Origin of the sequence: Austwickia chelonae, from assembly GCF_003391095.1 — a bacterium.
In the GTDB taxonomy this organism is placed as follows: domain Bacteria; phylum Actinomycetota; class Actinomycetes; order Actinomycetales; family Dermatophilaceae; genus Austwickia; species Austwickia chelonae_A.
Map to the genome: position 1 here is coordinate 478,281 of NZ_CP031447.1, position 25,458 is coordinate 503,738.

General features: G+C 66.8%; 20 protein-coding genes. 12 read left to right on the forward strand and 8 right to left on the reverse strand.

The annotated features are described in order from the left end of the window. Nucleotides 1–158 precede the first annotated feature (158 nt). Complete coding sequence (locus DX923_RS02125) at nt 159–725, forward strand: NUDIX hydrolase (protein WP_240322803.1); 567 nt, start codon at nt 159–161, stop codon at nt 723–725. Beyond that, a complete protein-coding gene (locus DX923_RS02130; protein WP_116112354.1) occupies nt 722–1,927 on the forward strand; it encodes a MarP family serine protease in 1,206 nt (401 codons plus the stop codon). The genes DX923_RS02125 and DX923_RS02130 overlap by 4 nt, the downstream gene beginning before the upstream one ends. 106 nt (nt 1,928–2,033) lie before the next feature. Here the strand turns inward: DX923_RS02130 and DX923_RS02135 are convergent, their stop codons facing one another. Then, nucleotides 2,034–2,492 (reverse strand): phage holin family protein, encoded by a 459-nt coding sequence (locus DX923_RS02135; protein WP_116112356.1) that lies wholly within the window; start codon nt 2,490–2,492, stop codon nt 2,034–2,036. A 333-nt stretch (nt 2,493–2,825) separates the two neighbouring features. On the opposite strand from DX923_RS02135, the gene DX923_RS02140 reads away from it, so the two are divergent. Beyond that, nucleotides 2,826–5,174 carry a 6-phosphofructokinase gene (locus DX923_RS02140; protein WP_116112358.1) on the forward strand — a complete coding sequence of 783 codons (2,349 nt, stop codon included), beginning with the start codon at nt 2,826–2,828 and terminating at the stop codon, nt 5,172–5,174. A 118-nt stretch (nt 5,175–5,292) separates the two neighbouring features. Here the strand turns inward: DX923_RS02140 and DX923_RS02145 are convergent, their stop codons facing one another. Beyond that, nucleotides 5,293–6,231 (reverse strand): NADP-dependent oxidoreductase, encoded by a 939-nt coding sequence (locus DX923_RS02145; RefSeq protein ID WP_116116100.1) that lies wholly within the window; start codon nt 6,229–6,231, stop codon nt 5,293–5,295. A 237-nt stretch (nt 6,232–6,468) separates the two neighbouring features. Here DX923_RS02145 and DX923_RS02150 point away from each other — a divergent pair, with 237 nt between their 5' ends. After that, a complete protein-coding gene (locus tag DX923_RS02150; RefSeq protein WP_116112360.1) occupies nt 6,469–7,932 on the forward strand; it encodes a purine-cytosine permease family protein in 1,464 nt (487 codons plus the stop codon). Nucleotides 7,933–7,970: 38 nt separating this feature from the next. On the opposite strand, the gene acs is transcribed toward DX923_RS02150, so the two are convergent. The 6 genes from acs to DX923_RS02180 form a co-directional block, all read right to left on the reverse strand. Beyond that, nucleotides 7,971–9,929: an acetate--CoA ligase gene (gene acs, locus DX923_RS02155; protein WP_116112361.1), complete on the reverse strand. Its 1,959-nt coding sequence runs from the start codon at nt 9,927–9,929 to the stop codon at nt 7,971–7,973. Nucleotides 9,930–10,087: 158 nt separating this feature from the next. Continuing rightward, nucleotides 10,088–11,008 (reverse strand): hypothetical protein, encoded by a 921-nt coding sequence (locus tag DX923_RS02160; RefSeq protein ID WP_116112363.1) that lies wholly within the window; start codon nt 11,006–11,008, stop codon nt 10,088–10,090. 575 nt (nt 11,009–11,583) lie between these two features. Then, the gene (locus DX923_RS02165; RefSeq protein ID WP_116112364.1) at nt 11,584–13,122 is read right to left on the reverse strand and encodes a cation acetate symporter; all 1,539 of its coding nucleotides are present in this window, start codon (nt 13,120–13,122) and stop codon (nt 11,584–11,586) included. Beyond that, nucleotides 13,119–13,508 carry a hypothetical protein gene (locus DX923_RS02170; RefSeq protein ID WP_116112366.1) on the reverse strand — a complete coding sequence of 130 codons (390 nt, stop codon included), beginning with the start codon at nt 13,506–13,508 and terminating at the stop codon, nt 13,119–13,121. Before DX923_RS02170 ends, DX923_RS02165 begins: the two co-directional genes overlap by 4 nt. 29 nt (nt 13,509–13,537) lie before the next feature. Continuing rightward, a complete protein-coding gene (locus DX923_RS02175; protein WP_116112367.1) occupies nt 13,538–14,311 on the reverse strand; it encodes a LytR/AlgR family response regulator transcription factor in 774 nt (257 codons plus the stop codon). A gap of 25 nt (nt 14,312–14,336) precedes the next feature. After that, nucleotides 14,337–15,560: a histidine kinase gene (locus DX923_RS02180; RefSeq protein ID WP_205413093.1), complete on the reverse strand. Its 1,224-nt coding sequence runs from the start codon at nt 15,558–15,560 to the stop codon at nt 14,337–14,339. 23 nt (nt 15,561–15,583) lie between these two features. On the opposite strand from DX923_RS02180, the gene DX923_RS02185 reads away from it, so the two are divergent. The 8 genes from DX923_RS02185 to DX923_RS02220 all read left to right on the forward strand — a co-directional run bounded on the left by DX923_RS02185 (nt 15,584) and on the right by DX923_RS02220 (nt 25,439). Next, nucleotides 15,584–16,435, forward strand: coding sequence for a Fic family protein (locus DX923_RS02185; RefSeq protein ID WP_116112369.1), 852 nt, complete (start codon nt 15,584–15,586; stop codon nt 16,433–16,435). Nucleotides 16,436–17,081: 646 nt separating this feature from the next. Continuing rightward, a complete protein-coding gene (locus tag DX923_RS02190) occupies nt 17,082–18,320 on the forward strand; it encodes an alpha-amylase family protein (RefSeq protein WP_116112371.1) in 1,239 nt (412 codons plus the stop codon). Nucleotides 18,321–18,444: 124 nt separating this feature from the next. Continuing rightward, nucleotides 18,445–19,224: a septum site-determining protein Ssd gene (ssd, locus tag DX923_RS02195; protein WP_116112373.1), complete on the forward strand. Its 780-nt coding sequence runs from the start codon at nt 18,445–18,447 to the stop codon at nt 19,222–19,224. Next, nucleotides 19,221–20,396: a TadA family conjugal transfer-associated ATPase gene (locus DX923_RS02200; RefSeq protein ID WP_116112375.1), complete on the forward strand. Its 1,176-nt coding sequence runs from the start codon at nt 19,221–19,223 to the stop codon at nt 20,394–20,396. The genes ssd and DX923_RS02200 overlap by 4 nt, the downstream gene beginning before the upstream one ends. Continuing rightward, on the forward strand, nt 20,393–21,115 hold the full coding sequence (locus DX923_RS02205) for a type II secretion system F family protein (protein WP_116112377.1): 723 nt from the start codon (nt 20,393–20,395) through the stop codon (nt 21,113–21,115). The genes DX923_RS02200 and DX923_RS02205 overlap by 4 nt, the downstream gene beginning before the upstream one ends. Then, nucleotides 21,112–21,738, forward strand: coding sequence for a type II secretion system F family protein (locus DX923_RS02210; protein WP_116112378.1), 627 nt, complete (start codon nt 21,112–21,114; stop codon nt 21,736–21,738). Before DX923_RS02205 ends, DX923_RS02210 begins: the two co-directional genes overlap by 4 nt. 114 nt (nt 21,739–21,852) lie before the next feature. Continuing rightward, nucleotides 21,853–23,673, forward strand: a complete 1,821-nt coding sequence (locus DX923_RS02215) for an ABC transporter ATP-binding protein (protein WP_116112380.1) — start codon at nt 21,853–21,855, stop codon at nt 23,671–23,673. After that, nucleotides 23,670–25,439 (forward strand): ABC transporter ATP-binding protein, encoded by a 1,770-nt coding sequence (locus DX923_RS02220; RefSeq protein ID WP_116112382.1) that lies wholly within the window; start codon nt 23,670–23,672, stop codon nt 25,437–25,439. Before DX923_RS02215 ends, DX923_RS02220 begins: the two co-directional genes overlap by 4 nt. Nucleotides 25,440–25,458: the final 19 nt, after the last annotated feature.

Consider the following 25,458-nt stretch of genomic DNA (forward strand, 5'->3'; position numbering starts at 1 on the left):
GCAGGGCCGCGGTCACTCTTCCGGCCGGCCCGGCCCGGCCGGGCGGGCCCCCCTCCTGGATGGGCGAGGTCCTCCTCGCCATACGATCAAAGGAAGCAGATTATTTCTCCAGACACAGGCCCCCGCCCCGACGACGTGGGAGGACTGCGGCTGTGCTGATGCTCTACGGTCCTCATCCGGGCGGTGGGGAGGACGTCGTCCTGACTCAACGCGCCGCTCACCTGCGTAGCCATGCCGGTCAGGTCTCTTTTCCCGGCGGGCAGATCGATGTCGATGACGAGGGGCCGGTCGACGCAGCGTTGCGGGAGGCTCGCGAAGAGATCGGGTTGAACCCCTCAGGGGTGCAGATCCTGGGCCAGCTGCCCGAGCTCTTCCTGTCCGCGTCGAATTCGTCGGTGACTCCCGTGCTGGGGTGGTGGGATCGGCCCTCGCCGGTCTCCGCGTACAGCGCGGAGGAGGTGGCGCGGGTGGTGCGGGTCTCCGTCAAGGAGCTCACCACTCCACAGAACCGTTTCACCGCTGTCCACCCGAGCGGATACCGTTCGCCGGCCTACGTTGTCGACGGCCTGTTCATCTGGGGATTCACTGCGGCTCTGTTGACCGCGACTCTCGACCTGGCCGGGATCGACCCCGGCGGGTGGGATCCCGCGGTCGAACGTGAGGTGCCCCGGCAGGGGTTGCCCGCTTCGACCGATCACATCCGGACCACGGAGGAGACCCGGTGAACGTCGGTGTCGTACTGGACATCCTGTTGTTGCTCCTGCTGGCTTCGGGCGCCTTGGCCGGTTATCGCCGAGGCCTCTTGGTGACCTTCGTGTCCGCGGCGGGTTTCCTCGTCGGGGCGGCACTCGGGTTGTGGTTGTTGCCGGGATATGTGGCCTTGTGGGTGCCGGACTCACCCGCGGCTTTCCGGCCTGCCGTCCTGGTCGGAGGAACGCTCTTCCTGGCTCTGGTCGTGCAAGGACTGTTCGTCAAGGTCGTCGCGCAGATCGCCCACGGCTTGGACCGGTCCAGGTTGGGTGTCGTCGACTCGGTGCTGGGCGCGGTACTCACTGTCGTGGTCACTTCGGCGACAGCGTGGTTCACCGTCGGGGTGTTGCGGGTGGTCGTGCCGGGGGAGCTGGCCAGGGGAATCGGGCAGTCGAGGGTGGTCGCGGCCATCGACTCGGCGATGCCGGCCACCAGCGAGCAAGTGCTCGGCGAGGTCAAGACGACACTCGACGCCTACGGCTTCCCCCGGGTGTTCTCCACCATCGGTGCCGAACCGATCCGGCCTGTCGCCGGGGTGGATCCGTCCGTGGCGACTTCCCCGGCGATCCAGAAGGCGGTGAACTCGGTGCTGCGGATCGATGCCTCGGCCCCGGCCTGTTCCCGGTCGCAGGAGGGCACCGGATGGGTCTATTCCCCGGGCATGGTCGTCACCAATGCCCACGTCGTCGCGGGGTCGAAGAATGTGCGGGTGAGAACAGGGAACAGTTCGTTGCCGGCGAAGGTGGTGGCCTTCGATGCCAAGCGTGATTTGGCCGTCCTCTCGGTCAACAACCTGCGGCACCAACCTTTGCCACTGGGGCGCTCCTTGGAGAACGGGGAGTCTGCCGTGGTCGCCGGGTATCCGCTGGGGGGCCCGTTGAAGGTCGATGCCGCCCGGATCAGGGAGATCCTGGAAGCACACGGTGACGACATCTATGGCAGCAGTCCGGTGCAGCGTCAGGTGTACTCGTTGCTGGCGACGGTCCGCCCCGGTAACTCCGGAGGGCCGCTGCTCGCACCGGACGGGAGCGTCGCCGGGGTGGTCTTCGCACGTTCACTCGATGACAAGGAGACCGGATACGCCTTGACCCTGGAGGAGGCCCGGCCGGTTCTGAAGAGCGTGAACCGTCAGTCCCCGGAGGTCAGCACCGGAAATTGCACGAAGACCGGTGGCTGAGGGCCGACCTCGGACGGACAGCAGAGGGGGTCGGAAGAACGCCGGAGGCCCGTCTCCAGTCGTGTGACGGGGAGGCGGGCCTCTGGGGGGCGGACACGTAACCGGATCAGCCCTGGGCGGCCTTCTTCACGACCTCGACCGTCTCCTTGGAGGTCACGATCGTCCGTTCCGGCTTGCCCTTGACCTTGCTCAGCTGATTCTTGCCGATCACCGCGGCGATGGCGGCGCCGATGAAGAGGATCACTGCGACGATCAGGTAGCCCGCCCAGACAGGCAGCCATACCGCGATCGTCCGGGCGAAGGAGTGCAGCAGGAAGATCAGGCCGAGGAAGGCGAAGACCCCAGCGACCACGAAGAAGGCGGCGCCCATGCCACCTTTCTTGGCGTCGGCCGTCACCTCCGACTTGGCGAGCTGGATCTCCTTTCGAATGAGGGTGGACACGTCCTCCAGGACGTCGTGGACGAGTGCCCCGATGGTCGGTTCGTACTCCCTGGCGGCAACCCGCCCGGCAGCCGAGGAGGACTCATGCGCGGGAGTTCGTCCCTCAGGGTTGGCGATCGCCATGGATTGTTCCCTCCTCACGGGCCTGCACGGCCCGGCGAATATGTTCGTTCATGACGATAGCGAGTGCAGTGCTTCGGGGCCTCCCCGATACCGCGACTCGCTGGCCGTCCGACCGGATCTGCGCTTCTGGTCCGATCCTCCGATCAGAAGTTACCCAGCCGAAGGCCATTCTCCCGCCTCCGTGGCTACTTCGTTATCCCCCAAGGTCCTTGAACTGCTTTCTGCTCTGGGTCGGCAGGCCGCGGGATGACCTCTCGGGGCATGATGGACAGGGCGGCCATGGCTCCGGAGGCACGCTGGACGACGACGTGAGCACACCAGGAGGGGTTCCGTATGTCCGAGCAATCCGTACCGGCTTCTGCAGGAGTGGAGGCAGATCCCGGGGACGATCTCTCGTCAGAGGCCCCTGCGAAGGGAGCGACAGCTGCCCGAATAGGGGTCCTGACCAGTGGTGGAGACGCTCAAGGGATGAATGCCGCAGTGCGTGCGGTAGTGCGGACCGGGATCCATCTGGGCGTCGAGGTCTACGCGATCACCGAGGGATGGCAGGGCGCGGTCGACGGTGGCGACGGCATCCGTCCGATGGACTGGGAGGATGTCAGCAATATCCTCAACAGCGGGGGGACGATCATCGGGACCGCTCGCTGCCAGGAGTTCCGCGGACGGGAGGGGCAGCTCAAGGCGGCTCGAAATCTGTTGGCCCACGGCATCGACCGTCTGGTCGTCATCGGAGGCGACGGGTCGCTCACCGGCACGAACGAGTTCCGGCGCAATTGGCCGGGGCTCGTCGAAGAACTGGTGGGGCGGGGGGAGATCGATCCGGAGACGGCGGCCGCACATCCGTCGTTGATGATCGCCGGCCTGGTGGGTTCCATCGACAACGACATGGTCGGTACCGATATGACGATCGGGGCCGACTCGGCTCTGCACCGGATCGTCGATGCTATCGACTCGATTTCCTCCACTGCAGCCTCCCACCAGCGGAGCTTCGTCGTCGAGGTGATGGGACGACACTGCGGCTACTTGCCGTTGATGGCGGCCATCGCCGGCGGCTGCGACTATGTGTTCATCCCGGAGAACCCACCCGAGGACGGATGGGAGGAGGACCTGTGCACCAAGTTGCGGGCCGGGCGTGCCGCCGGGCGGCGGGATTCGATGGTCCTGGTCGCCGAGGGTGCCCAGGACCGTCACGGCAGTCCGATCAAGGCCGAGCGGGTCAAGGAAGTTCTGGCCGAACAGCTCGGTGAAGACACCCGGGTCACCATCCTCGGGCATGTCCAACGTGGCGGCAGCCCCAGCGCGTACGACCGATGGATGTCCACCCTGCTGGGGTACGCCGCAGTGCACGAGGTGCTGGAGGCCACCGCTGATTCCACCGCGCACGTGCTCGGGGTCCGCCACAACCGGATCGCGCGCATTCCCTTGGTCGAATCGGTGGCGGCGACACGGGCCGTGGCCGATCACATCGCTGCCGGTGACTACGAGAAGGCGATGGCCGCTCGTGGGGGTAGCTTCCGGCGGATGGTCGACGTCTTCGCCACGATGAGCAGGCCGCCGACCGACGAGGACAACGCTCGGGTTCATCACGGTGCGAAACGGGTCGCGATCATGCACGTCGGTGGGCTCGCTCCGGGGATGAACACTGCGGCTCGGGCCGCTGTCCGTCTCGGCATCGACGCCGGGCTCGACATGGTCGGTGTGTACGGCTCGTTCAAGGGTCTTCTCGACGGGGACATCCGCCCGTTGTGTTGGGGAGACGCCGAGGGGTGGGTCGGTGACGGAGGCGCTGAGCTGGGAACCCGGCGCACGGTGCCCGGTATCGAGCATCTTTACTCCATCGGTCGGGCGATCGAGAAACACGAGATCGATGCCCTGCTGCTCATCGGCGGGTACGACGCCTACGAGGCTGCCGCCCTACTGGTCCGGGAGCGTGAACGCTATCCTGCGTTCGCGATGCCGATCGTCTGCGTGCCGGCGACCATCGACAACAACTGCCCCGGTGCGGAATTGTCCATCGGGGCGGACACGGCGTTGAACAATGTCGTGTGGGCGATGGATCGGATCAAGCAGTCGGCATCGGCGGCGCGGCGGTGTTTCGTCGTGGAGACGATGGGGCGTCGATGCGGCTACTTGGCGTTGATGTCCGGTCTCGCCGGTGGCGCCGAACGGGTGTATCTGCACGAAGAGGGCATCACCCTGTCCGATCTGCAAGGTGATGTCGAGCGGATGTTGGAGGCCTTCCGCGGCGGGCGACGTCTCTTCCTGGCCGTCCGGAACGAGGAGGCCTCGGAGATGTACACCACCGATTTCCTGGCACGTCTGTTCGAACAGGAGGGGGCCGATCTGTTCGACGTGCGCCAGGCCGTACTGGGGCATCTCCAGCAGGGCGGCAGCCCGTCGGCTTTCGACCGGCTGCTGGCCACGAGGCTTGTCCAGGAAGCGATCGACGACCTGGCAGGTCAGCTGAAAGCTGGGACGGCTGAAGGTCGTTATCTGGGATACATGGTGGGGGAGACGCAGCGTCGGCCGCTGGCTCATTTCGATGAGGATGTCGACCGGGCGAACCGTCGTCCACGTGAACAGTGGTGGCTTGCCTTGCAGCCCGCCGTCACCGCGGTGACCGAGCCCCAGTCGCGGCCTGGCGAGACCGTGGTCCCGGTGCTTCCTGTCGAGCCACTCTGAGGTTCCGGATCGGCCGGGCACGGTGTGTGGCTGTGCTGCGCCTCCGGCCGAGGACCCCGTCCACGGTTGGGGGCGCAGCCCTTTGCCTCAGGTGCTGCCCTGAGCGCGCACACGCATGCTAGCGGGTCACCTCCAGAACGACCTTGCCCCGAGCATGGCCCCCCTCGACGAGCCGGTGCGCGTGCGCGGCCTCCGACAAGGGCAGCACCTGCCCGACCTCGACGGTGAGCCGGCCATCAGCCACCCGCTCGGCCAAGGCCGCCAAGCGGGAAGGGTCCGGAGCGATCAGGGGCACGGACACCTCGATGCCGCGCTCCCGCGCCGGTCCCAGATCCGCCAAGGACGGCAGGATCACCAGACGGCCGCCGTCCTTCAGGTGATCCATCGACGGCCCGTAAGTGCCGAAGTAGACGCCGTCGACGATCACCTCGGGGCGAGGCGTCGCCGTCGTGAAATCCTCACGGGTGTAATCGACGTGCACCGCACCCATCGACTCCACCAGTTCACGCTTGCCCGCACTCGCGGTGGCGTACACCGTGGCACCGGCCTCCACCGCCAATTGGACGACGAACTGCCCGACGCCACCGGCGCCCCCGTGCACCAGAACGGTCTCACCGGCGGAGACCTTCGCCAGATCGTGCACAGCCGTCCACGCGGTCAGCCCCGCCAGCGCCGTCCCGGCCAACCGGTGGTCCTCGGCTCCCTCCGGTGCGGGGGACAGACAATCGGCCGGAAGCACCACCTGCTCGGCGTAACAGCCTCCGCGATGCCGGAGCGGTGCCATCCCGAAGACCCGGGTGCCCACCGCGAGACCACTGCCCTCGCCGGCGGCCTCCACGACCCCGCAGCACTCGCGACCGAGCACCAACGGGAAGTCGTCCGGCCCGAAGTCCTTCACCAGCCCGGAAGAACCGTCCCGGATCTTGTAGTCCAGTGGGTTCACCCCGGCAGCGGTGACCCGTACTCGGACTTCGCCCGGGCCTGGCTCGGCCACCGGGAGATCGACGACATGCATTTCTTCGGGCGACCCGAAACGGTCGATGGCTACGGCGCGCATGTTCGCAGTCTGCCAGGAAGGTCCGGTGCAGGGTCGCCCCAGGACCCCGGGGAGCTGAATCGGGAACAGCTCGAGAAGAAGCTTTTTCGTGTCGAGCGAGGGGCGGCGGCCATGGATCGTTCCTGGTCGACGTATGCGATTCGATGCGGCAACGTGCACACTACGTCAGTGACCGACGACAGGGACGTCACCCGGGAGCGCTGATCCCGCCGCCTCTGTTCACCTTCAGGAGGACCCATGAACGCTGCCCCCTCCGGCGTGGAACGCCGCAGCATCGACGTCATTCCCGCTGGTGAACGACATGGGCGGCCGATGAGTCAGTTCACCCTGTGGTTCGGTGCGAACATGCAGATCACGGCGTTGGTCGACGGTGCCTTGGCCGTCGTCTTCGGCGCGGACGCGCTGTGGGCCATCATCGGTCTCACCCTCGGGAACATCCTCGGTGGCGCGGTCATGGCCTTGCACTCGGCCCAGGGGCCTCGGCTGGGTCTGCCGCAGATGATCTCCAGCCGGGCACAGTTCGGCGTGGTCGGGGCGATCATCCCTCTCGTGCTGGTGGTCCTGATGTACCTGGGCTTCGCCTCGACCGGAACAGTGCTCTCCGGGCAGGCCATCAACCGCATGGTCGGCGCGACGTCCCCGGCCTTCGGCATCGTGGTCTTCGGTGTCATCACTGCGGTGGTGGCCATCGTCGGATACCGGTGGATCCACGCGCTGGGGCGGATCGCGACGGTCACCGGCATCCTGGGATGGCTGTGGCTGGCATACAAACTGTTCACCTCCCATGACGTGGCCTCCTTCTTCGCGGCGCCCTCGTTCAACATCGTGACTTTCCTGCTGGCCACCTCCTTGGGTGCCGGATGGCAGCTCACGTACGGCCCCTACGTGGCCGACTACTCGCGGTACCTGCCGCAGGACACCCCCGATCGGGTGACCTTCTGGGCGACCTTCTCCGGCAGCGTGCTCGGTTCGTCGTGGTCGATGGCCCTGGGCGTGCTCATCGCGTCGGTGCCCGGGTCGGGCTTCCTGAAGAACCAGGTCGGCTTCCTGGGTGATCTCTCCGGCGGGGGAACCATCGCGATCGTGCTCTACCTGGTCATCGTGATCGGCAAGCTCACCGTCAACACCCTGAACGCCTACGGCGGTTCGATGACGATGCTGACCACGGTGTCCGCCTTCCAACGTTCGGCGGTGATCCCGGCGATGTGGCGGGCGATCTGGATCTGCGTGTTCATCGTCGCCTCGGTCCTGGTGGCCCTGCTGGCCAGCGCCGACTTCCTCAACAACTTCAAGAACTTCGTCCTGGTGCTGCTGATGGTGTTCACCCCGTGGAGCGCCATCAACCTGGTCGACTACTACCTGGTCAGCCGGGAACGGGTCGACATCCCGGCGCTGTACGACCCGAAGGGCCGCTACGGTGCCTGGAACTGGCCGACACTGGCGATCTACTCGCTCGGCGTGCTCGCCCAGATCCCCTTCCTCGCCCAGACGATGTACACCGGTCCGTTGACGAAGATGCTCGGCGGCACCGACATCTCCTGGATCGTCGGTCTGTTCCTCACCGCAGCCGTCTACTACCCGGTGGCGAAACGGACCCAGGACGTGCCTGAACAGATGATCTTCCCGGTTGGATCGGATCTGGGTGCCGAGGAGCCCGCGCCCGTCGGTAATACCCCGGACGAGAAGCTCACCCAGAGCTGAGACCCGGTGGGGGCGGCGAACCACCGCCCCCACCGACCTCAGGCCTTGGCCTGCAGATTGTTCTTGATGAAATCCATCACCGTCGCATCGGCGAGGGTGGTCACGTCGCCGACCTCACGGTTCTCCGCGACATCCCGCAGCAAGCGGCGCATGATCTTGCCAGATCGCGTCTTCGGCAACTCCGAGACGATCATGATCGACCTCGGTTTGGCGATCGCCCCGATCTCCTGGCCGACATGCGTTTTCAATTCTCCGACCAGGGCAGATTCGTCACCGCCGGCCGCATCGCCCCGCAGGATCACGAAGGCCACCACGGCCTGACCGGTCATGTCGTCGTTCGCACCTACCACCGCTGCTTCGGCGACCTTCGGGTGACTCACCAAGGCCGACTCGATCTCCGAGGTGGACAGTCGATGCCCGGAGACATTCATGACGTCGTCGACCCGGCCGAGCACCCAGATGTTGCCCTCCTCGTCCTTCTTGGCACCGTCACCGGCGAAGTAGAGCTGCTCCCACCTGGACCAGTAGGTGTCCCGGTAACGCTGCGGGTCGCCCCAGATACCGCGCAGCATCGCCGGCCATGGCTTGGTGATCACCAGGTAGCCGCCCTCGCCGTGACCGACAGGTCGGGCGTTGTCGTCGACGACCTCTGCGACGATCCCGGGAATCGCGGTCTGCGCCGAGCCTGGGCACAGGGACGTGATCCCCGGTAGTGGCGAGATCATGATCGCGCCGGTCTCGGTCTGCCACCACGTGTCGACGATCGGCACCTGGCCTCCACCGATGTGCTCGCGGTACCACATCCACGCCTCGGGGTTGATGGGTTCGCCCACGGATCCGAGGATGCGGATTCGACTCAGGTCGTATTTCGCCGGGATGTCGGTGCCCCACTTCATGAAGGTGCGGATCGCGGTCGGTGCGGTGTACAGGATCGTGACGCCGTACCGCTGGCAGATCTCCCACCACCGACCTTGATGCGGGGAGTCCGGGGTGCCTTCATACATGACCTGGGTGGCGCCATTGGCCATCGGTCCGTAGACCACATAGCTGTGCCCGGTCACCCAACCGATGTCCGCAGTGCACCAGTAGACATCCGTGTCGGGGTGGAGATCGTGCACGACCTTGTTGGTGTACGCCGACTGCACCAGGTAGCCACCGGTGGTGTGCAGGATGCCCTTCGGTTTCCCGGTCGTCCCCGAGGTGTACAGGATGAACAGCGGGTGCTCGGAATCGACCATCAGCGGGGCCCGCTCCGCCGGAACCGCGGCGAGAGCCTCATGCCACCAGACGTCGCGTTCGTCGTTCCAGGCCACTTCGGTGTCACACCGGTTGACGACGAGCACCTTGCGGACCGGTGAGCCCTCTGCGGCAACGGCCTGGTCCACTGCGGGCTTCAACGCGGACGGCTTGCCGCGTCGGAAACCGGCGTCGGCGGTGACCACGACCTTCGCGTCCGCGTCGGCGATCCGGCTGCGCAGCGCATCCGCGGAGAAACCGCCGAAGACCACCGAATGGGGAGCGCCGAGCCGGGCGCAGGCCAGCATCGTGATCGCGGCCTCGGGGATCATCGGCAGATAGATCATGACGACATCGCCTTTGCCGACGCCCAAGTCGGCCAGCGCATTCGCGCACCGGGCGACCTCGACCTGCAATTCGGCGTACGTGATGTCCCGGCTGTCGCCCGGCTCGCCCACGAAATGGATGGCGATGCGATCGCCGTGGCCGGCTTCCACATGCCGATCCACGCAGTTGTACGAGACATTCAGCTCACCGCCGACGAACCATCGCGCGAACGGGGCATCGGACCAGTCGAGGACCTGCCCGAAATCCTTCGCCCAGGTGACATACTCCTGGGCGCGCGCAGCCCAGAACGTCTCCAGGTCGGTCTCGGCCTGCTCGACGAGTTCGCGTTGGCCGTTGGCGAATGCCGCCACCTCTTCGCCGGGCGGAAAACGACGGTCCTCGTGGAGAAGATTGGACAGGGTCTCTTCGGCCACCGCAGCCTCCTGGGAAGGTTGTACGTCATCGGACGTACCGATCCTTTCCCGCAGAAGAGCTGTGAACGGCCGTGCACCTCGGTCTCAGGCGGCCGAACAGGCAGCTGGGGCGTTGAACGGACCCGTCGCCGGATCCGATCAACGCCCCAGCCGGACGATCAGGGAACGTAGCAGCGGCTGCGTAGCGCAGTGCTCTTCTCGTACGGTCCGTAGGAGCTGTACGTGCTCTGACACCACTTGACGGCGTCCTCACGTGTCTTCCACTCCGAGTTGGTGACGGCCGTCGACCATACCCGACGGCCGTTCTCCTTCCAGGACATCAACTTCGCACTGGGGAAAGTCGCCTGGTAGGACTTGTGCGCCGCCAGGATGTCTGCGGCACTCCACGTCTTGGAGCCCGACGGCGGGGTGACGAAGTTGTTCTGGGTGCCCACCGAATGGATCTGCAGATAAGCGACCGGTCGCCCGGGGGAAGGGGCGATGGAGGTGCTGAGCTCGCTCAACAGGGACAGCGTGCCTTCGTCTCCTCCATCGGCGCTCTCAGCCGGAGCCGCGCCGTTCTTTCCCGCAGGCTTGGGGGCCGGAGCAGCGCTCCGGTCGGCGGCAGGCTCCCCCTTCTTGTCGGCCTTGTCATCGCCGACCTTGTCATCGGCTTTGTCGGCGGCCTTGTCCTTCTCCTTCTCGGCGCTCTGATCCTTGTCCGAGGCCGCGGGGTCGGGCGACTTCTCGGTCGGCTTGGGGTCTTCGACCGGTGCCGTGGCCGACGGTGATTTCTCCTCGGCCTTCGGTGACTGGCCATCGGCGCTGGCACTGGGTGCAGGGGTCTGGCCGGCACCGGTGGGGGATGCGCTCGAGGTGTGGCCGGCCTTGGCGGCCACCGCGGTGGAACTGGTACCCCGGGTTGCATTGTGCAGGGTCCAGGTGGAGGTCCCGATCGCCAGGACGAGCATCACCGCAGCGCCGATCAAGACAACGGGCGCATAGCGATATTCGTCGTGAGGTTGCTCAAGTTCGGGCGTATCGGCAACCCCTTCGGCCTCAGAATCGAAGTAGTCGTGGCGATGTGTTGGATCGCTCATCGGGGTCCTCCTGCGTGGGGTGTCTCGGGTTGTACCGGGACAGCGGGCTCCGTCATCAAACATGTGCTGTCGATCTCGTCGGGAGACCATCCGGGCGACGCCTGGTCGAGTCGGCCGGGTACACACCGGTTATCCACGACCGATATGGACGAAGACTTCACTGGTGGCACTGCGCTTTCTGCTGGTCTTCCTCGTGGCATCCGGGGTGTTCAGGGAACCGGCGTTCCGCTCCGGACCACCGGCGCGGGCGGACGGTCGTGTCGCCGCGGACGGGCAGTAGCCGCTGCGGGCAGACCGGTGAGTGATCCGTCACAGCTGCGGCCGCGCTGCCGAGCCTCTCCCTCGCCTACCCGATGGGTATCAGCGGCGGCGAATAGCCGGACACCGGAACGACCGTCAGGCGTGGAGAGAAAGAGGGCACCCCCCGACCATAGCCGACCGTCCAACTTCCGTGTCGGTGGGTCAACACACCGGATCGGGCAGGGCGATCTTCGCGGTCGGCTTGTGCCGTAGGCGAACCCGCCGGAAAGTGGACAAAGATGGACGAAAGGGCTGTCCAGGTGCCAGGAAGGGGCTCACATCCGGCTCTCGTCGCCCTCGGCCAGGTTCAAGGACTCCGGGGCGTGCAAACGCACGAAGACATGCATGACGTCCGCGGGGACCTGCGCACGCGTCGCCCAGGACGCCGCCACCGCGGTCCCGAACGCCAATGGAACCGTCCAGGCCGCAGGCTGAGCCAACACCAGCAGAGGCCAACCCGACAGCTGGACCCCCGAGACGGTCACCACGGCAGCGGTCAACGAGGTCAACGCACCCACCGCCATCCCCGCGCCCACGCCCGCCGCCGTGGCACCCCGCCACCACACACCCAGCACCAACAACGGACAGAAGGTCGATGCGGTCAACGCGAAGGCCAGACCCACCGTGGTCGCCAAGGACGCACCTTCGGCGCCCAACAGGAGCAAGCAGGGAATGGCGGTGGCCAGGAGCGTCGACAGGCGAAAACTGGTGATCCCGTCGTCCTCCGCGCCATGGCGAACTCCCAACCACGGCCGAACCACGTCCTGATCGAGGACACCGGCCACCGCCAGCGTCAGACCCGAGGCCGTCGACAGGAAAGCCGCGAAAGCCCCCGCCGCCACCACCGCCGTCAACACTTCCCCCAGAGCCCCGGGCACAGCCGCCCGCGGCAACAACAGGACCACCGTGTCCGCGACGAAATCCCCCGAAGCCACCGGCAGATGGATCCGCCCCAACATCCCGTAGATCGGCGGGAACACATAGAAGACGGACAAGAGGGCGATCACCGCAACGGTCGTCCGCCGCGCTTGACGCCCATCGGGATTCGTATAGAAACGCACCACGACGTGCGGAAGCCCCATCGTCCCCAAACAGAGGGCCAGCAAACTGCTGTACGTCAAGTACAGGGACGCCGTCGTCGACTCGGGATGGTCCGGCATCCGACCTTGGAAGGACCACCCCATCGGTGGAGTGGGCTGCCCACCACGCATCCACAGCCACACCACGACCACTGCAGGTACAGCGATCGCCACCAACTTCACCCAGTAGTGCACCGCCTGGATGAGAGTCAACGAACGCATGCCCCCGGCCATCACGTTCGCGGCCACCACCACGGTCACCACCGCCCCGCCGCACCACCCCGGAGCACCGGTCAACGCCCGCAACGCCAGACCTGCGCCCTGAAGCTGAGGCAACAGATAGACCCACCCGGTGATCACCACGAGCGCCGTACACAGAGCCCGCAGACGGGCACTGCCCAACCTGATCTCGGCGAAATCGGGCAAGGTGTACGCCCCGGAACGTCGCAGAGGCGCCGCGACGAAGATCAACAACATCAGGAAGCCCAGCGTGTACCCCACCGGCACCCACAACATGTCCAGACCGGTCAGGAAGACCAGCCCGGAAACACCCAGGAAGGACGCTGCAGAAAGATACTCCCCACCGATGGCGGCGGCATTCCACGAACTCGACACCGCTCGCCCGGCGACATAGAAGTCACTGGTGGTCCGCGACCAGCGCAGACCGAAACCGCCGACCGCGACAGTCACCACACAGACCGCGGCGATCGCGACGACCGACAACGACATGGTCACCGTCGCCGCACCAGATCGTGGAAGTCCTGCTCGACCCGCTCCGCCGCCCGGGTGTAGGACCGCGCCACCATCAGCAGGAAGGGATAGAGCACCCCGCCGACCAACACCCACCGCAGAGGCACCGGCCCGATCTGTACGTGGGCGAGACCAGGCAGAAGCGCCAACAAGGCCGGCAGGACACCCACCCCGACCGTGACTCCGCCGAGCACGACCAACGACAGGCGCAGCTGCGCCCGCACCAGAGAAGTGACGTAGACCTCTCCCAGGTCGGTCTGCTCACCGATCTCACTGGTCAAAGAACGACGCGGGGCCCGTCGACGGGCCTGGCTACGAGGTGAGGTGACCCGCACCCGCCGGGGGGCATCCCCCCGGGACGACTGATTCATCGGACGGGAACCGCCCCTCGAATGCGGAGTCAGGGACGTTCCTGTCCGGGCAGGCGCAGCAGGCGTTCGCGCAGCTCACGGGTGTGTCTGCGGCTCACCTGGAGCTCGATGCCGTCCAGGACGACGACACATCGTCCGCGTTCGGTGCGTACCTGGGTGACCGCGGGCAGGGACACCAGGGTGCTGCGATGGATGCGAACGAATCCGGCAGCGGCCCAGCGTTCTTCCAGGGTGGTCAGGGAGACCCGGATGAGATGGCTGGCTGTGCGTGTGTGCAGCCGGGCGTAGTCGCCCTGCGCCTGGACGTAGATGATGTCGCTGCGTTGGACGAAAGTCGTGATCCCGCCGAGCTCGACGGGGATCGTCTCGTCCTCGGTCGCCGGGGCCGAGGCGGATGGTGCGCCGGGACTGCGGGCGGCGACGACGCGGCGCACGGCTTCGGAGAGCCGTTCCTCCCGGATCGGTTTGACCAGGTAGTCGGTGGCGGACACCTCGAAGGCGTCGACGGCGTGTTTTTCGTAGGCGGTGACGAAGACCACTTGCGGTTTCTCCGCGAAGCGGCCCAGTACGCGAGCCAGTTCCAAGCCGTCCAATCCCGGCATGCTGATATCGCAGAAAACGACGTCAGCGGTGGCTGCGTCCAAAGCACGTAAGGCATCGGCGCCGCTTTGTGCTGTTCGTACGTCGGCTATTCGTTCATCTTGATTCAACAGCCACGCCAGTTCATTCAGCGCCGGCATCTCGTCGTCGACGACGAGAACCGACAGGCCGTCCTTTCCGGTCCGGGTGGCTTCCATAGTCATGCGTTGAGCGTACCGCCAGGTGCGCTCAACGGTCCTGAACTCGACGTGCGTACTTCGGAACTCGGAAAGAGACCTTGGCACCTGCGCCGATTGCGGTCTCCACGACCAAACCGTATTCGTCGCCGAAGGTCTGCCGTAGCCGGGCGTCGACATTGACCAGGCCCACGTGATCACCGCGTTGTCCAGCCAACATGGCTCGGATCTCCTCGGGGTCGGCCCCGACTCCGTCGTCCTCGATGGCGATCTCCGCGTCCGCGCCCATGTCGCGTGCGGTGATCGAGATGTGTCCCACGCCGGTCGAGGTTTCGATGCCATGTTTGACCGCGTTCTCGACCAGAGGCTGAATCGTCAATGTGGGTACTTGAACGGCCAACACCTCTGGGGCCAGCATCAGACTTACCTCCATTCGGTCGCCGAATCTGGCTTCTTCCAAGGTCAGGTAACGCTGGATGTTCTCCAGCTCTTCGGAGAGGGTCGCCATCGGCCCGGATTTACGCAGGGCGTAGCGCGTGAAATCGGCGAATTCCAGAAGGAGTTCTCGTGCTCGAGGGGGATCTGTACGGACGAAACTGGCGATGGCCGCCAGCGAGTTGTAAATGAAATGCGGGCTGATCTGGGCGCGGAGCGCGCGGAGTTCGGCCTCCATCACCCGCTCGCGTTCGACGGACAGCTCGGCGAGGTCCAACTGGGTGGAGATCCAGTCGGCGACGGCTTCGGTGGCTCGGACGAGATCGGCGCTGACGGTGTCGTGATAAGAGGCGAGGACCGCCACGGTGCGTTCGTCGTTGACGACGGGGGCGAGGATCGCATGGCGGATCGGGCAGTTCGGGTCGGCGCATTCCAGGTCTTTCGCGCCCAGCCGCACGGTCGTGCCCTTGTCGAGGACGACCCGGCTCAGTTCTAGGGCTTGCGCGTGGTGGTGTTCTCCGGCGCCTTCCCAGGCGAGGACCTCGGTGGGATCGCACAAGGAGACGGCAGAGACCTGTAGCAGGGGGCGTAGGTCCCGGGCTGCTCGTCCGGCGGCCTTGGGGGTGAGCCCGTCGCGGAGATGTCGTGCTGCTTCTGAGGCGACGTGGAGTGCCTGATAGGTGGCCTGTGCCTCGGGTGAGCTGAGGCGACCGCGGTGCCGCAGCACGTAGGTGATCGCCATCACGATGAGCAGAGCGGCCGTCGACATCGCTACGACCAGGACCCATCCGGGGAGTCCGTCAACGGCGACGAAAGCTGACCAAGAGGACACTGCGCTCACGTCGAGAACTCTAGGCTGGCAGGGTGACCTTGGTGGCGGATCTGCAGTCGATAGCCCGTTGGCCCACGGTGGCTTCCTCGGTGGAGGAAGTGCGCGAGGCCTGCACCGCCCTGCGCTGGCATCCTGCGCTGCGTCGGCGTATCCCCGAGTCCTGCGCGGAGTCGAGGGTCCGTGGCGCCCGGGCGAGTGCCGAGTTGGAGGGCGTCCGGGTCGATACGGACACGGTGCGGTTGATGTTGTGCGGCCTGGCGGACGAGGGCACCCGGAAGGATGCCTCTTCGGCGGTCTTGCAGGGAGCGGTGCAGGTGACGGCGGAGAGTGAGTACGTCGCGCGACTTCTGAGGCGTTCGCCTGCGCAGGCCTTGAGCAGATTGCACGTGGCTGCAGCCGCGGGCCTGGCGTCGCCCGAGCAGGTGGGGCGGCCCCGCAGACCGGGGGAGGAGGTTCACGAGCTGGTTGATCTGGGCCCGCTACCTGCGGTGGAGGAGCTGTCGGGGCGATTGCACCAGGTGGGCCTCATGCTGATGACGACCGGGGCCCCCGCCTTCGTGGTCGCGGCGCTGATCCATGCCGAGATCCTGCATCTTCGGCCGTTCATCAGGGGGAACGGATTGGTGGCGCGGGCTCTGGAACGGGCGTTCCTGCAGGAGAGCGGGCTGGACCCGACCGGCGTGGTGGTGCCTGAGCTGGGGCAGGGGCACGGTGGTCACGCGGCGTACCTGGGGGCCGCTGCTGCTTATGCCACGGGCAGGAAGGAAGGCCTTGAACTGTGGCTCGCGCATTGGGGCAATTCCATGTCGGTAGCGGCGGCTGAAGGTGTCCGAATCGCCGACGAAGTACGGGCTGGAAAGTTGAATAAATCCGTTTCATCTTAAGTGTGATCTTGGCAACGTCATACGGATCTGGTCTGTTCATGCCAAGGGGAGTACACCTGGAAGTGGAGTCGGTGCTCGAAGGGCATCGACCACGTGGGGCAAACAGGTACCCACTCGCGGGCAGTCCACTGGTGGACGGACCCCTGCTCGGACGTACGTCCTGGTCGGGTGATGGTGCACGCTTGTTAACCTGAGCGTTCCACGCTTCGATGGCACCTCGAATTCGAGGTGCCATCGTCATGTGTGGAAGGGCGCGGAAGCAGGTGGAACTCTCAGGCAGAACGATGTTGCCGAAGCGAGATGTTCTTGCGTCATTCCTGGTCGTGGTCGTTCGTTCAAATCGACCCCCTGAGTTATCGGAAGACACGGCTTAACGGGTTTGCCACAAGGCCTTGGAAGAGGCAGACTGTTCTCCAGCGCTCCCTTCGGGTTGAGCGTGGCGCACCGACTCCTCCCCCCCGGAGTTAGGCGCGTTGGCAGCCCCCGTTGTCCCCCCAACGGGGGCTGCCCCGTTTTCCGGGTGATTCCCTTCTTGGTATGCCTGACTAGCAGTTTTGCCGCCTGAATTCATGTCAGGCGAGTTTCTTGCGGTGATAGGTAGACTCGCCCGCATCCTGGCGAGTGTCACCGACTGACAAGGACCGGAATGACTTCTTCTTGGGCCGACCACGCCATCTGGTGGCAGGTATATCCACTCGGTTTCTGCGACGCTCCCATCCGCCCCACGGAGAAAGAACAGGAAAGACGATCTCGCCTGGATCGGATCATCCCCTGGCTCGACTACCTGATCGAACTCGGCGCGAACGGGCTTTCCCTCGGCCCGATCTTCGCTTCCCGGAGCCACGGTTACGACACCGTCGACCACTTCGCCATCGACCCCCGACTCGGCGACCACGCCGACTTCGACCGGCTCGCCGCCGCGTGCCATGAACGCGGCATCGCCCTCATGCTGGACGGCGTCTTCAACCACGTGGGCACCGACCACCCCCTCTTCCAGGACGCGCTGGCGAACCCCGGACCCAACCCCTACTTCGACATCGAGCACGGACCCGACGGCCCCCGCTACGCAGACTTCGAAGGACATCACTCCCTGGCCCGGCTGAAACACGACGAGGACGCCGTGGCCGCGCTGGTCATCGACGTCATGAACCACTGGTCGGACCGCGGCGTCACCGGCTGGCGACTGGACGCCGCCTACGCCGTTCCCCTGCACTTCTGGACGCGAGTGCTGCCCGCCGTTCGGGCGGAACACCCGGATCTGTGGGTCATGGGAGAGGTCATCCACGGCGACTACACACAGATCGTGGCAGCCTCCGGAATGGACTCGGTCACCCAGTACGAACTGTGGAAAGCCGTCTGGAGCTCCCTGCACGACGACAACCTCTACGAGTTGGACTGGTGTCTCGCCAGGCACGGCGAGCTGCTCGACTCCTTCGTGCCGCACACCTTCATCGGCAACCACGACGTCACCCGGATCGCCACCCGGGTCGGGGAAGCCAAGGCAGCACTCGCCACCGTCATCCTGTTCACCGTCGGTGGCATCCCCGCGGTCTACTACGGCGACGAACAAGCCTTTCGCGGCGAGAAGACCGAACGGATCGGCGGCGACGACGAAATCCGTCCGTCCTACCCGCAGGACCCCGCCGAACTGTCCACCCTCGGGGAGTGGATGCTGCGACTCCACCAGGACCTCATCGGACTGCGCCGCCGACACCCCTGGCTCACCACCGCGAAGACCCGAAGCCTCCACCTGGAGAACCGCTCGTACTCCTACGCATCGATCGGAGCCCAAGGCCAGCGCCTCCGCGTTGACCTGACCCTGGAAGACCGCCCGCACGCCACCATCACCGTCGACGGAGAACCACCGCTGCAGATCATGCGCTGACCTCGGACGCCCCGACAACGCCCTCACCAGGCTCGATCCACAACCGTCCCGGCCGACACCCCATCATCCACAACGCAGGGCCGACCCTCTCCGAAGCCGAACACGGATCGACACCGTAGAGGGCATGGACGTGAGCAACCCCGACTGGGCATACGACCTCGGGCTCGACAGGCCACCGCGACGAGCCCACGTCGTCGGTATCACCGGAGCCTCCGGTGGCATCGGCACCTCCTGCCTGGCCGCAGCACTGGCCACCCGAGCCGCCCCGACCCGGCGAGTGGGCTGCCTCGACGCCGACCCGTACCGCGGCGGCATCGACGTCCTCTTCGACCACGAACAACGTCCTGGAATCCGCTGGCCCGACCTCGTGCACGCTCGCGGTCGCCTCGACGGCGACGCTCTCGCCCGGCTCCTGCCACGCTCCGACGAAGGCGTCCTCCTGCTCTCCTCCGGCGGCGACCCGCAGAACATCGCCCCGGAAACGATCACCGCCACTCTCACCGCGCTGCGCGCCGACCTCGACCTGCTGATCCTCGACCTGGGCTCCGTCGACCGCCCGGCGACGTCGACCCTCCGCCTCTGCGACGACATCATCCTGCTCGTCGGCTGCTCCGTCCCCGCCCTGGCCCGGGCACCCCACGCCGCCGACACCCTCGAACGCTGCCTGGCCACCGACGACCCCACCCGGACCTGGCTGGCCCAACGCGCACCCCGCGGACGCGGCGATCTCCCCGAGGACATCGCCACCCACCTCGACCTGCCCCTCATCACGGGCATCATCGACGACCCCGGGCTGGACAACGCACTAGGCCGAGGGATCACCCCCGGCAGCAGGCGCAGCCGCCTCTCCCGCGCCGCAGACCGCATCCTCGAACGACTCCACGACCAAGCTCGCGCCGCATGAACCACCCCGACCACCTCTACACCGAACGCATCCAAGCCCTCGCCCGCGACGGGCAACAGCCCAGCCACGACAGCGTCGACCACGTCCTACGCGCCCACGCACCCCTCCTCGGCGACGAAGGACTCCACGACGCCCGCCGCAGGCTCACCGCCCGAGCCCTCGGACTCGGACCCCTCCAACCCCTGCTGGACCTGCCCGGAATCACCGACATCCTCGTCAACGGCATCCGCGGAGTCTGGATCGACGACGGCGACGGACTACGCCGCATCCCCTGCGACCTCGGCGACGACACCGAACTACGCCGCCTCGCGGTCCGCCTCGCCGGCCAGGCCGGACGCCGACTCGACGACGCCAGCCCCTACGTCGACGGCTGCCTCCCCGGCGGTATCCGACTGCACGCCCTCCTCCCACCCCTCGTCGACGGCTCCGCCCACATCAGCCTGCGTATCCCCCGACGACATGCCCCTACCCTCGAAGACCTCGTCACCTGGGGCAGCATTCCCCCGCACTGGGCCCGGATCCTGCACGCCGTCGTCACCCACCGACTGTCCTATGTCGTCACCGGCGGCACCGGCAGCGGCAAAACCACCCTGCTCGCCGCACTCCTGGGCGCGGTCCCCGCCGACGAACGCATCGTCGTCGTCGAAGACGTCCGGGAACTCGCCGTCGACCACCCACACACCGTCCGACTCGAGGCCCGCGCACCCAATGTCGAAGGCCGCGGCGGCGTCGACCTCGTCGCCCTGGTCCGCCAATCGCTACGCATGCGCCCCGACCGGCTCGTCGTCGGCGAAGTCCGCGGCGGCGAAGTCCGCGAGCTGCTCACCGCCTTGAACACCGGCCACGAAGGCGGCGCAGGAACCCTGCACGCCAACCGGGCCGGAGACGTCATCGCCCGCTTCGAAGCCCTCGGCGCACTCGCCGGGATGACCCCCGAAGCCACCCGGGCCCAACTCTCCAGCGCCGTCGAGGTCGCCCTGCACCTGCGACGGACCGCGACCGGACGCCGACTCGACTCGATCGCCGTGCTCACCGGCCGAGGGAACGACCTCCAGGTCACCCCGGCGCTGCACGCCGACAGCGACCTCCCCGGGCCGGGCTGGCCTCTCCTCGCCCAACGGATCGGAAACCCAGGAATGCCCGCACCCACCTGCGATACCGCCACACCATGAAACTCGCGCTGGCTGCCCTGATCTGTGCCGCGCTGGCCATCTGGCCGATGCACCACATCCCGACCGCCGACCGTCCCCGCCACGCACACCGACCACCCGCCACGAAACGCGCCACCCCGAGGTACCGGCTGCCGAGGCCACTGGTCGCCCAACGCCGCCGCAGACACCAGGAAGAAGCACTCCTGGCCGTCATCGACGCCCTCGCCCCCGCTCTCGAAGCCGGACTGCCCCCGGCCTGGGCCCTGGCCGAAGCCGGCCGCTCCGCGACCGACCCCGACGTCCAGGAACTCTTCGCCGATATCGCCGACCAGGCCGCCCAAGGGACAGCTCTGGGTGAGCTGCTCAGCAGACGCCTCGACTCAAGGCCTACCGTCGAAGGGACAGACCTGCTGGCCCGTTCCTGGTCCCTGGCCGACCATTTGGGCACCCCCCTGGCCCGAACCACCCGAACGGTCGCTGAACTGCTGCGCGCCCGTCGCACCGCCCGCCAACAGGTCGAAACAGCCATCACCGAAGCCCGCACCACCGTGCGCGTCCTGATCGCCCTGCCACTGACCGGCCCGCTCTTCGCGCTCGCCGTGGGTCTTCCGCCGGGGCAGCTCTACCGGTCGGCGCCTGCGCTGGTCGCGGTGGCCGCAGGGGGAGTGCTGCTGGTACTGGGACGCCGCTGGATGAACCACCTCGTGGGGGCCATCGCCGAAGAAGGAGGGCTCCGATGAGCTGGTATCCGGTGTTGTCGCTCTCGCTGATCGTGGTCGCTGTGCTCTGCTGGCCGATCACGGAGAGAACCGGTGCTGCGGGGTCGGCGAACGTCGGGGGAGGTGGTGGGATCGGCGCTGGCGACGAACCGGTGGAGGCCGAGCCGTCGCATGGACGTCGGTGGCGCCGGGCACCGAAACAGGCTGCACCTTCCGTGGAAGATGTCGCCACCACGTGTGAGCTGGTTGCTTTGGCCTTGTCGGCCGGGGCCGGGGTCGGTGAGGCCCTCGAGGCGGTGGCTCGAGATGCGCCACCGCAGGTACAGCGGGCGCTCGTCGCAGTGGTGGCCGGCCGGCGTTGGGGCCTCCCGGAGGAGCAGGTGTGGGCTTTTCCAGGGGAACGGTGGGCGCCGCTGGTCCGGGCCCTGCACCTGGCGGAGGCGGCCGGGGTGCCGCCCTCGGGTCCGCTCCGGCAGGCGGCGGCGGATCTACGGGTGGGGAGTACTCATCGTCTGGAGGTGGCCACGGCCCGTCTGCGGGTGAAGATCGTCCTCCCGTTGGGTCTGTGTTTCCTTCCGGCCTTCGTCCTGACCTCGGTGGTCCCGGTCGTCCTGGCCCTGGCGACTCGGCTGGCCCAGCCCTGATCGGTCGGCGGCCCCTTGTCTCGTCGTTAATTGCGAATTAGTATCGCAATTAACTTAGGGTTACCTAATAAAGGTGGTGGTGACCCGTGGCCCACCAAACCCCAGGACGTCCCGATGCACACCGCACTTTCCCAGGACAACCTCACGATTACCCCCGCTGACACCACGGCCCAGCGCGCTGGACAGAACGAACGCGGGCAGGCCGCACTGCGACAGCTCCTGAGCCCCGTTGCACGGACGATCGCCTTCGCCAAAACACTCGCTGCGCTGTCTGCCGTACTGGCCGTTGCCCCCTACCTCGCCCTGGTCCACCTCGGCGAGATCCTCCTCACCGCCCACGCTCACGGCACACAACCCGACCCAGCACAGGTCACCGACGTCCTGCTCGTCCTGATCGGCACCTTCACCGCACGACTGGGTCTCTACTTCCTGGCACTGGCCGTGATGCACTTCGCCGATCTGCGCCTGCGGGACCACCTACGAAAGCGGATCATGCGCTGCCTGGCCGCGATGCCCTTGTCGCACTTCACCGCCACCACCTCCGGACGCATCCGCAAAGCCGTGCAGGACGACACCCTCGCCCTGCACACCCTCGTTGCCCATGCACCTGTCGAGACCACCGCAGCTGTCACCACTCCTGCTGCTCTGCTGATCTACGCCTTCGTCATCGACTGGCGACTCGGCCTCGCGAGCATCGCGACCTTCCCGATCTACCTGCTCCTCATGGCCAGACAGACCAAGGACATGGGTGCCAAGACCGCCGACATGGAACTCCGACTGACCGAAGTCTCTTCACGGATGGTCGAATTCGTTTCCGGACTCATCGTCGTCAAAACCTTCGGTCGCACCCGCCGCGCCCACGACCGGTACACCGCGGCCACCGAGGACTTCCACGACTTCTACCTCGCCTGGTGCGGGCCGCTGATGAGAGCTGCAGCGATCGGCACCTCCACCGTGGCGCCGGGCCTGCTGTTGCTGATCAACCTCGGAGTCGGATCCCTGATGATCCACGCCGGATGGGTCGGCGTTGCCGAAGTCCTGACCACCACGCTCATTGCGCTGGTCCTCCCGGCTTCCATCGAGATCATCATGATGGGGCAGTGGAACCGCCAGCGAGCAGGAGCCGCTGCCCTGCGGATCATCGAAGCCACGCAGGAACCGGGCCTGCCCGAACCCGCCCAGCCGGTCGCGCCCCAAGGACACCGGGTCGAGATCGACCACGTCAGCTACTCCTACGGTCCGACCCTCGCTGTCGACGATGTCACCCTGACCCTGGAACCCGGCACCGTCACCGCACTCATCGGCCCCTCCGGATCGGGAAAGACCACCCTGGCGACCCTGGTGGCGCGCTTCGCCGACCCGGACGGCGGCACCATCCGCCTCGGCGGCGTCGACCTACGCGAGATCGGCAGCGCCCAGCTCTACCGCCACGTCGCCTTCGTGCTGCAGGATCCGCAACTGCTCCGACTCACCGTCCGGGAGAACATCGCCCTCGCCCGCCCGGAAGCCACCGACGAACAGATCAGAGCCGCCGCGGTCGCCGCCTGCATCGACGAGGAGATCACCGCGCTGCCCGACGGCTATGACACCGTTCTGGGCGGATACACCGACCTGTCCGGTGGGCAACGTCAACGCCTCGCCATCGCCCGGGCGCTCCTGGCCGACGCCCCGGTCCTGATCCTCGACGAAGCCACCGCGCTGACCGACCCCGAGTCGGAATCCCGTATCCAGCGAGCACTGGACGCGCTCGTCGCCGGACGCACCGTGCTGGTCATCGCGCATCGACCCCAGAGCATCATCGGCGCAGACCACATCGTCGTTCTCGACCGGGGACGGATCATCGCCGAAGGCAGCCACGCCGACCTCGACGACCAGGAACACTACGCCGCGCTGTGGGGGAAGAAACCGGCACCGACATCAGGAGACCTGGCATGAGCGATATCACCGCGACCCCCACCCGCAGCCTCTACGCCAGCTACCGGCGGATCACCACCTGGCAGGGCAGTATCTGGATGCGGCGAGCCCTGTGGCTCTGCCTCCTGGTCGGACTCGTCGAAGGGGCCGCGATGGTGATCCTGATGCCCGCCGCCACCACGCTCGCCACCGGCGGCACCTCCTGGGGGCTGACCTTCGACCGGTGGCTGATCCTCCTGGCCGGGCTCGCCATCGCCAGTTTCGTCGCTCGATATGCCCTGTCCATGAACAGCTACCTCGGTGCCATCGACGCCATGCGCGCCGTCCACCACGGACTCGGCGCGCAGATCGCCGTCCTGCCACTGGGCTGGTTCCCGTCCACCTTCGCCGCCCACGCCTCCAGGCTGGTCACCGAAGGCATGATGATGCTCGCCGGATCCCTGGCCCATGCCGTCACCGTCCTCGTCATCGATCTGACCGTCTCCGCCGTGCTGCTGGTCGGCGCCTGGGCCTGGCACCCACTGCTCGGGGCAGCGCTCTCCGCATCGGTGCCGATCTACCTCCTCATCGGGGCAGTCGCCCGCCGCTGCTTTGACCGGGGGCAACGGATCCTCGACCCCGCTGACGCCGAACTCGCCGACCGGATTGTTGAATTCACCCGTTGTCAGGGAGCGCTGCGGGCAGCCGGGCGATCCACCGACCACGCACCCCTCATCGCCGCCGAACAGGCGAGTGCGACCGCGGCCGTCCGCGACCTGTGGTGGGCCGTCCTCGCGAATCTCTTCCTCGGCGGGATGACTCAAGGCATCGTCGTCACCCTGATCGTCGTGAGCGGGGTGCTTGCCGTCGACGGAACCCTGGACCCGATCGCCGCCGTCGCCGTGATCGGGATCTGTCTGAAATTCACCGGCAACCTGGAAAGCCTCAGCGCGCAGTTCCTCGGTACCGAGAGCCAACGGACCACCCTGCGCCATGTCGACCACGTCCTCGACGCCGAGCCGCTGCCCGAAGTCGACGTCTCCGCGCCGACCCCTACTCCGGGTGTCGTCGAACTGGACCGGGTGACCTTCGGCTACGACCCGGCCCGACCCGTCCTGCACGAGGTGAGCCTGAAGATCCCGGCCCGCACCATGACCGCACTCGTCGGCCCGTCCGGATGTGGGAAGAGCACCATCACCCGGTTGATCGGACGGTTCCACGACGTCGACAGCGGAACCATCCGCGTGGACGGCGCCGACATCCGCGAACTGACCACCCCCGACCTGATGTCCAGGCTCTCCCTGGTCTTCCAGGACGTCTACCTCTTCGACGACACCCTGCGCGCCAATATCGCCGTCGGCCGGGAGAACGCCACCGACGCCGAGATCGAGCACGCTGCAGAACTCGCCGGGGTGACCGAGGTCGTCCGCCGGCTGCCGGACGGCTGGAACACCCAGGTCGGCGAAGGAGGACGGGCGTTGTCCGGAGGCGAAAGGCAACGCGTCTCTGTTGCCCGAGCCTTGCTCAAGGACGCTCCGGTCGTCCTCTTCGACGAAGCCACCTCGGCGCTCGACCCGGAGAACGAGGACAACGTGGTCCGGGCCATCGAAGACCTGCGTTGCCGCTCGACCCTGCTGGTCATCGCACACCGGCTCGACACCGTCCGCCATGCCGACAAGATCGTCGTCCTGACCGCCGACGGCCGGATCGCCCAACAGGGAACTCATACCGAGCTGGTCGCTGAACCCGGTCCGTACCAAGATTTCTGGCAGGAGCGCACCCGTGCGGCGAGCTGGCGGCTGACCTGACCCCTGGGGGTGGATCGTC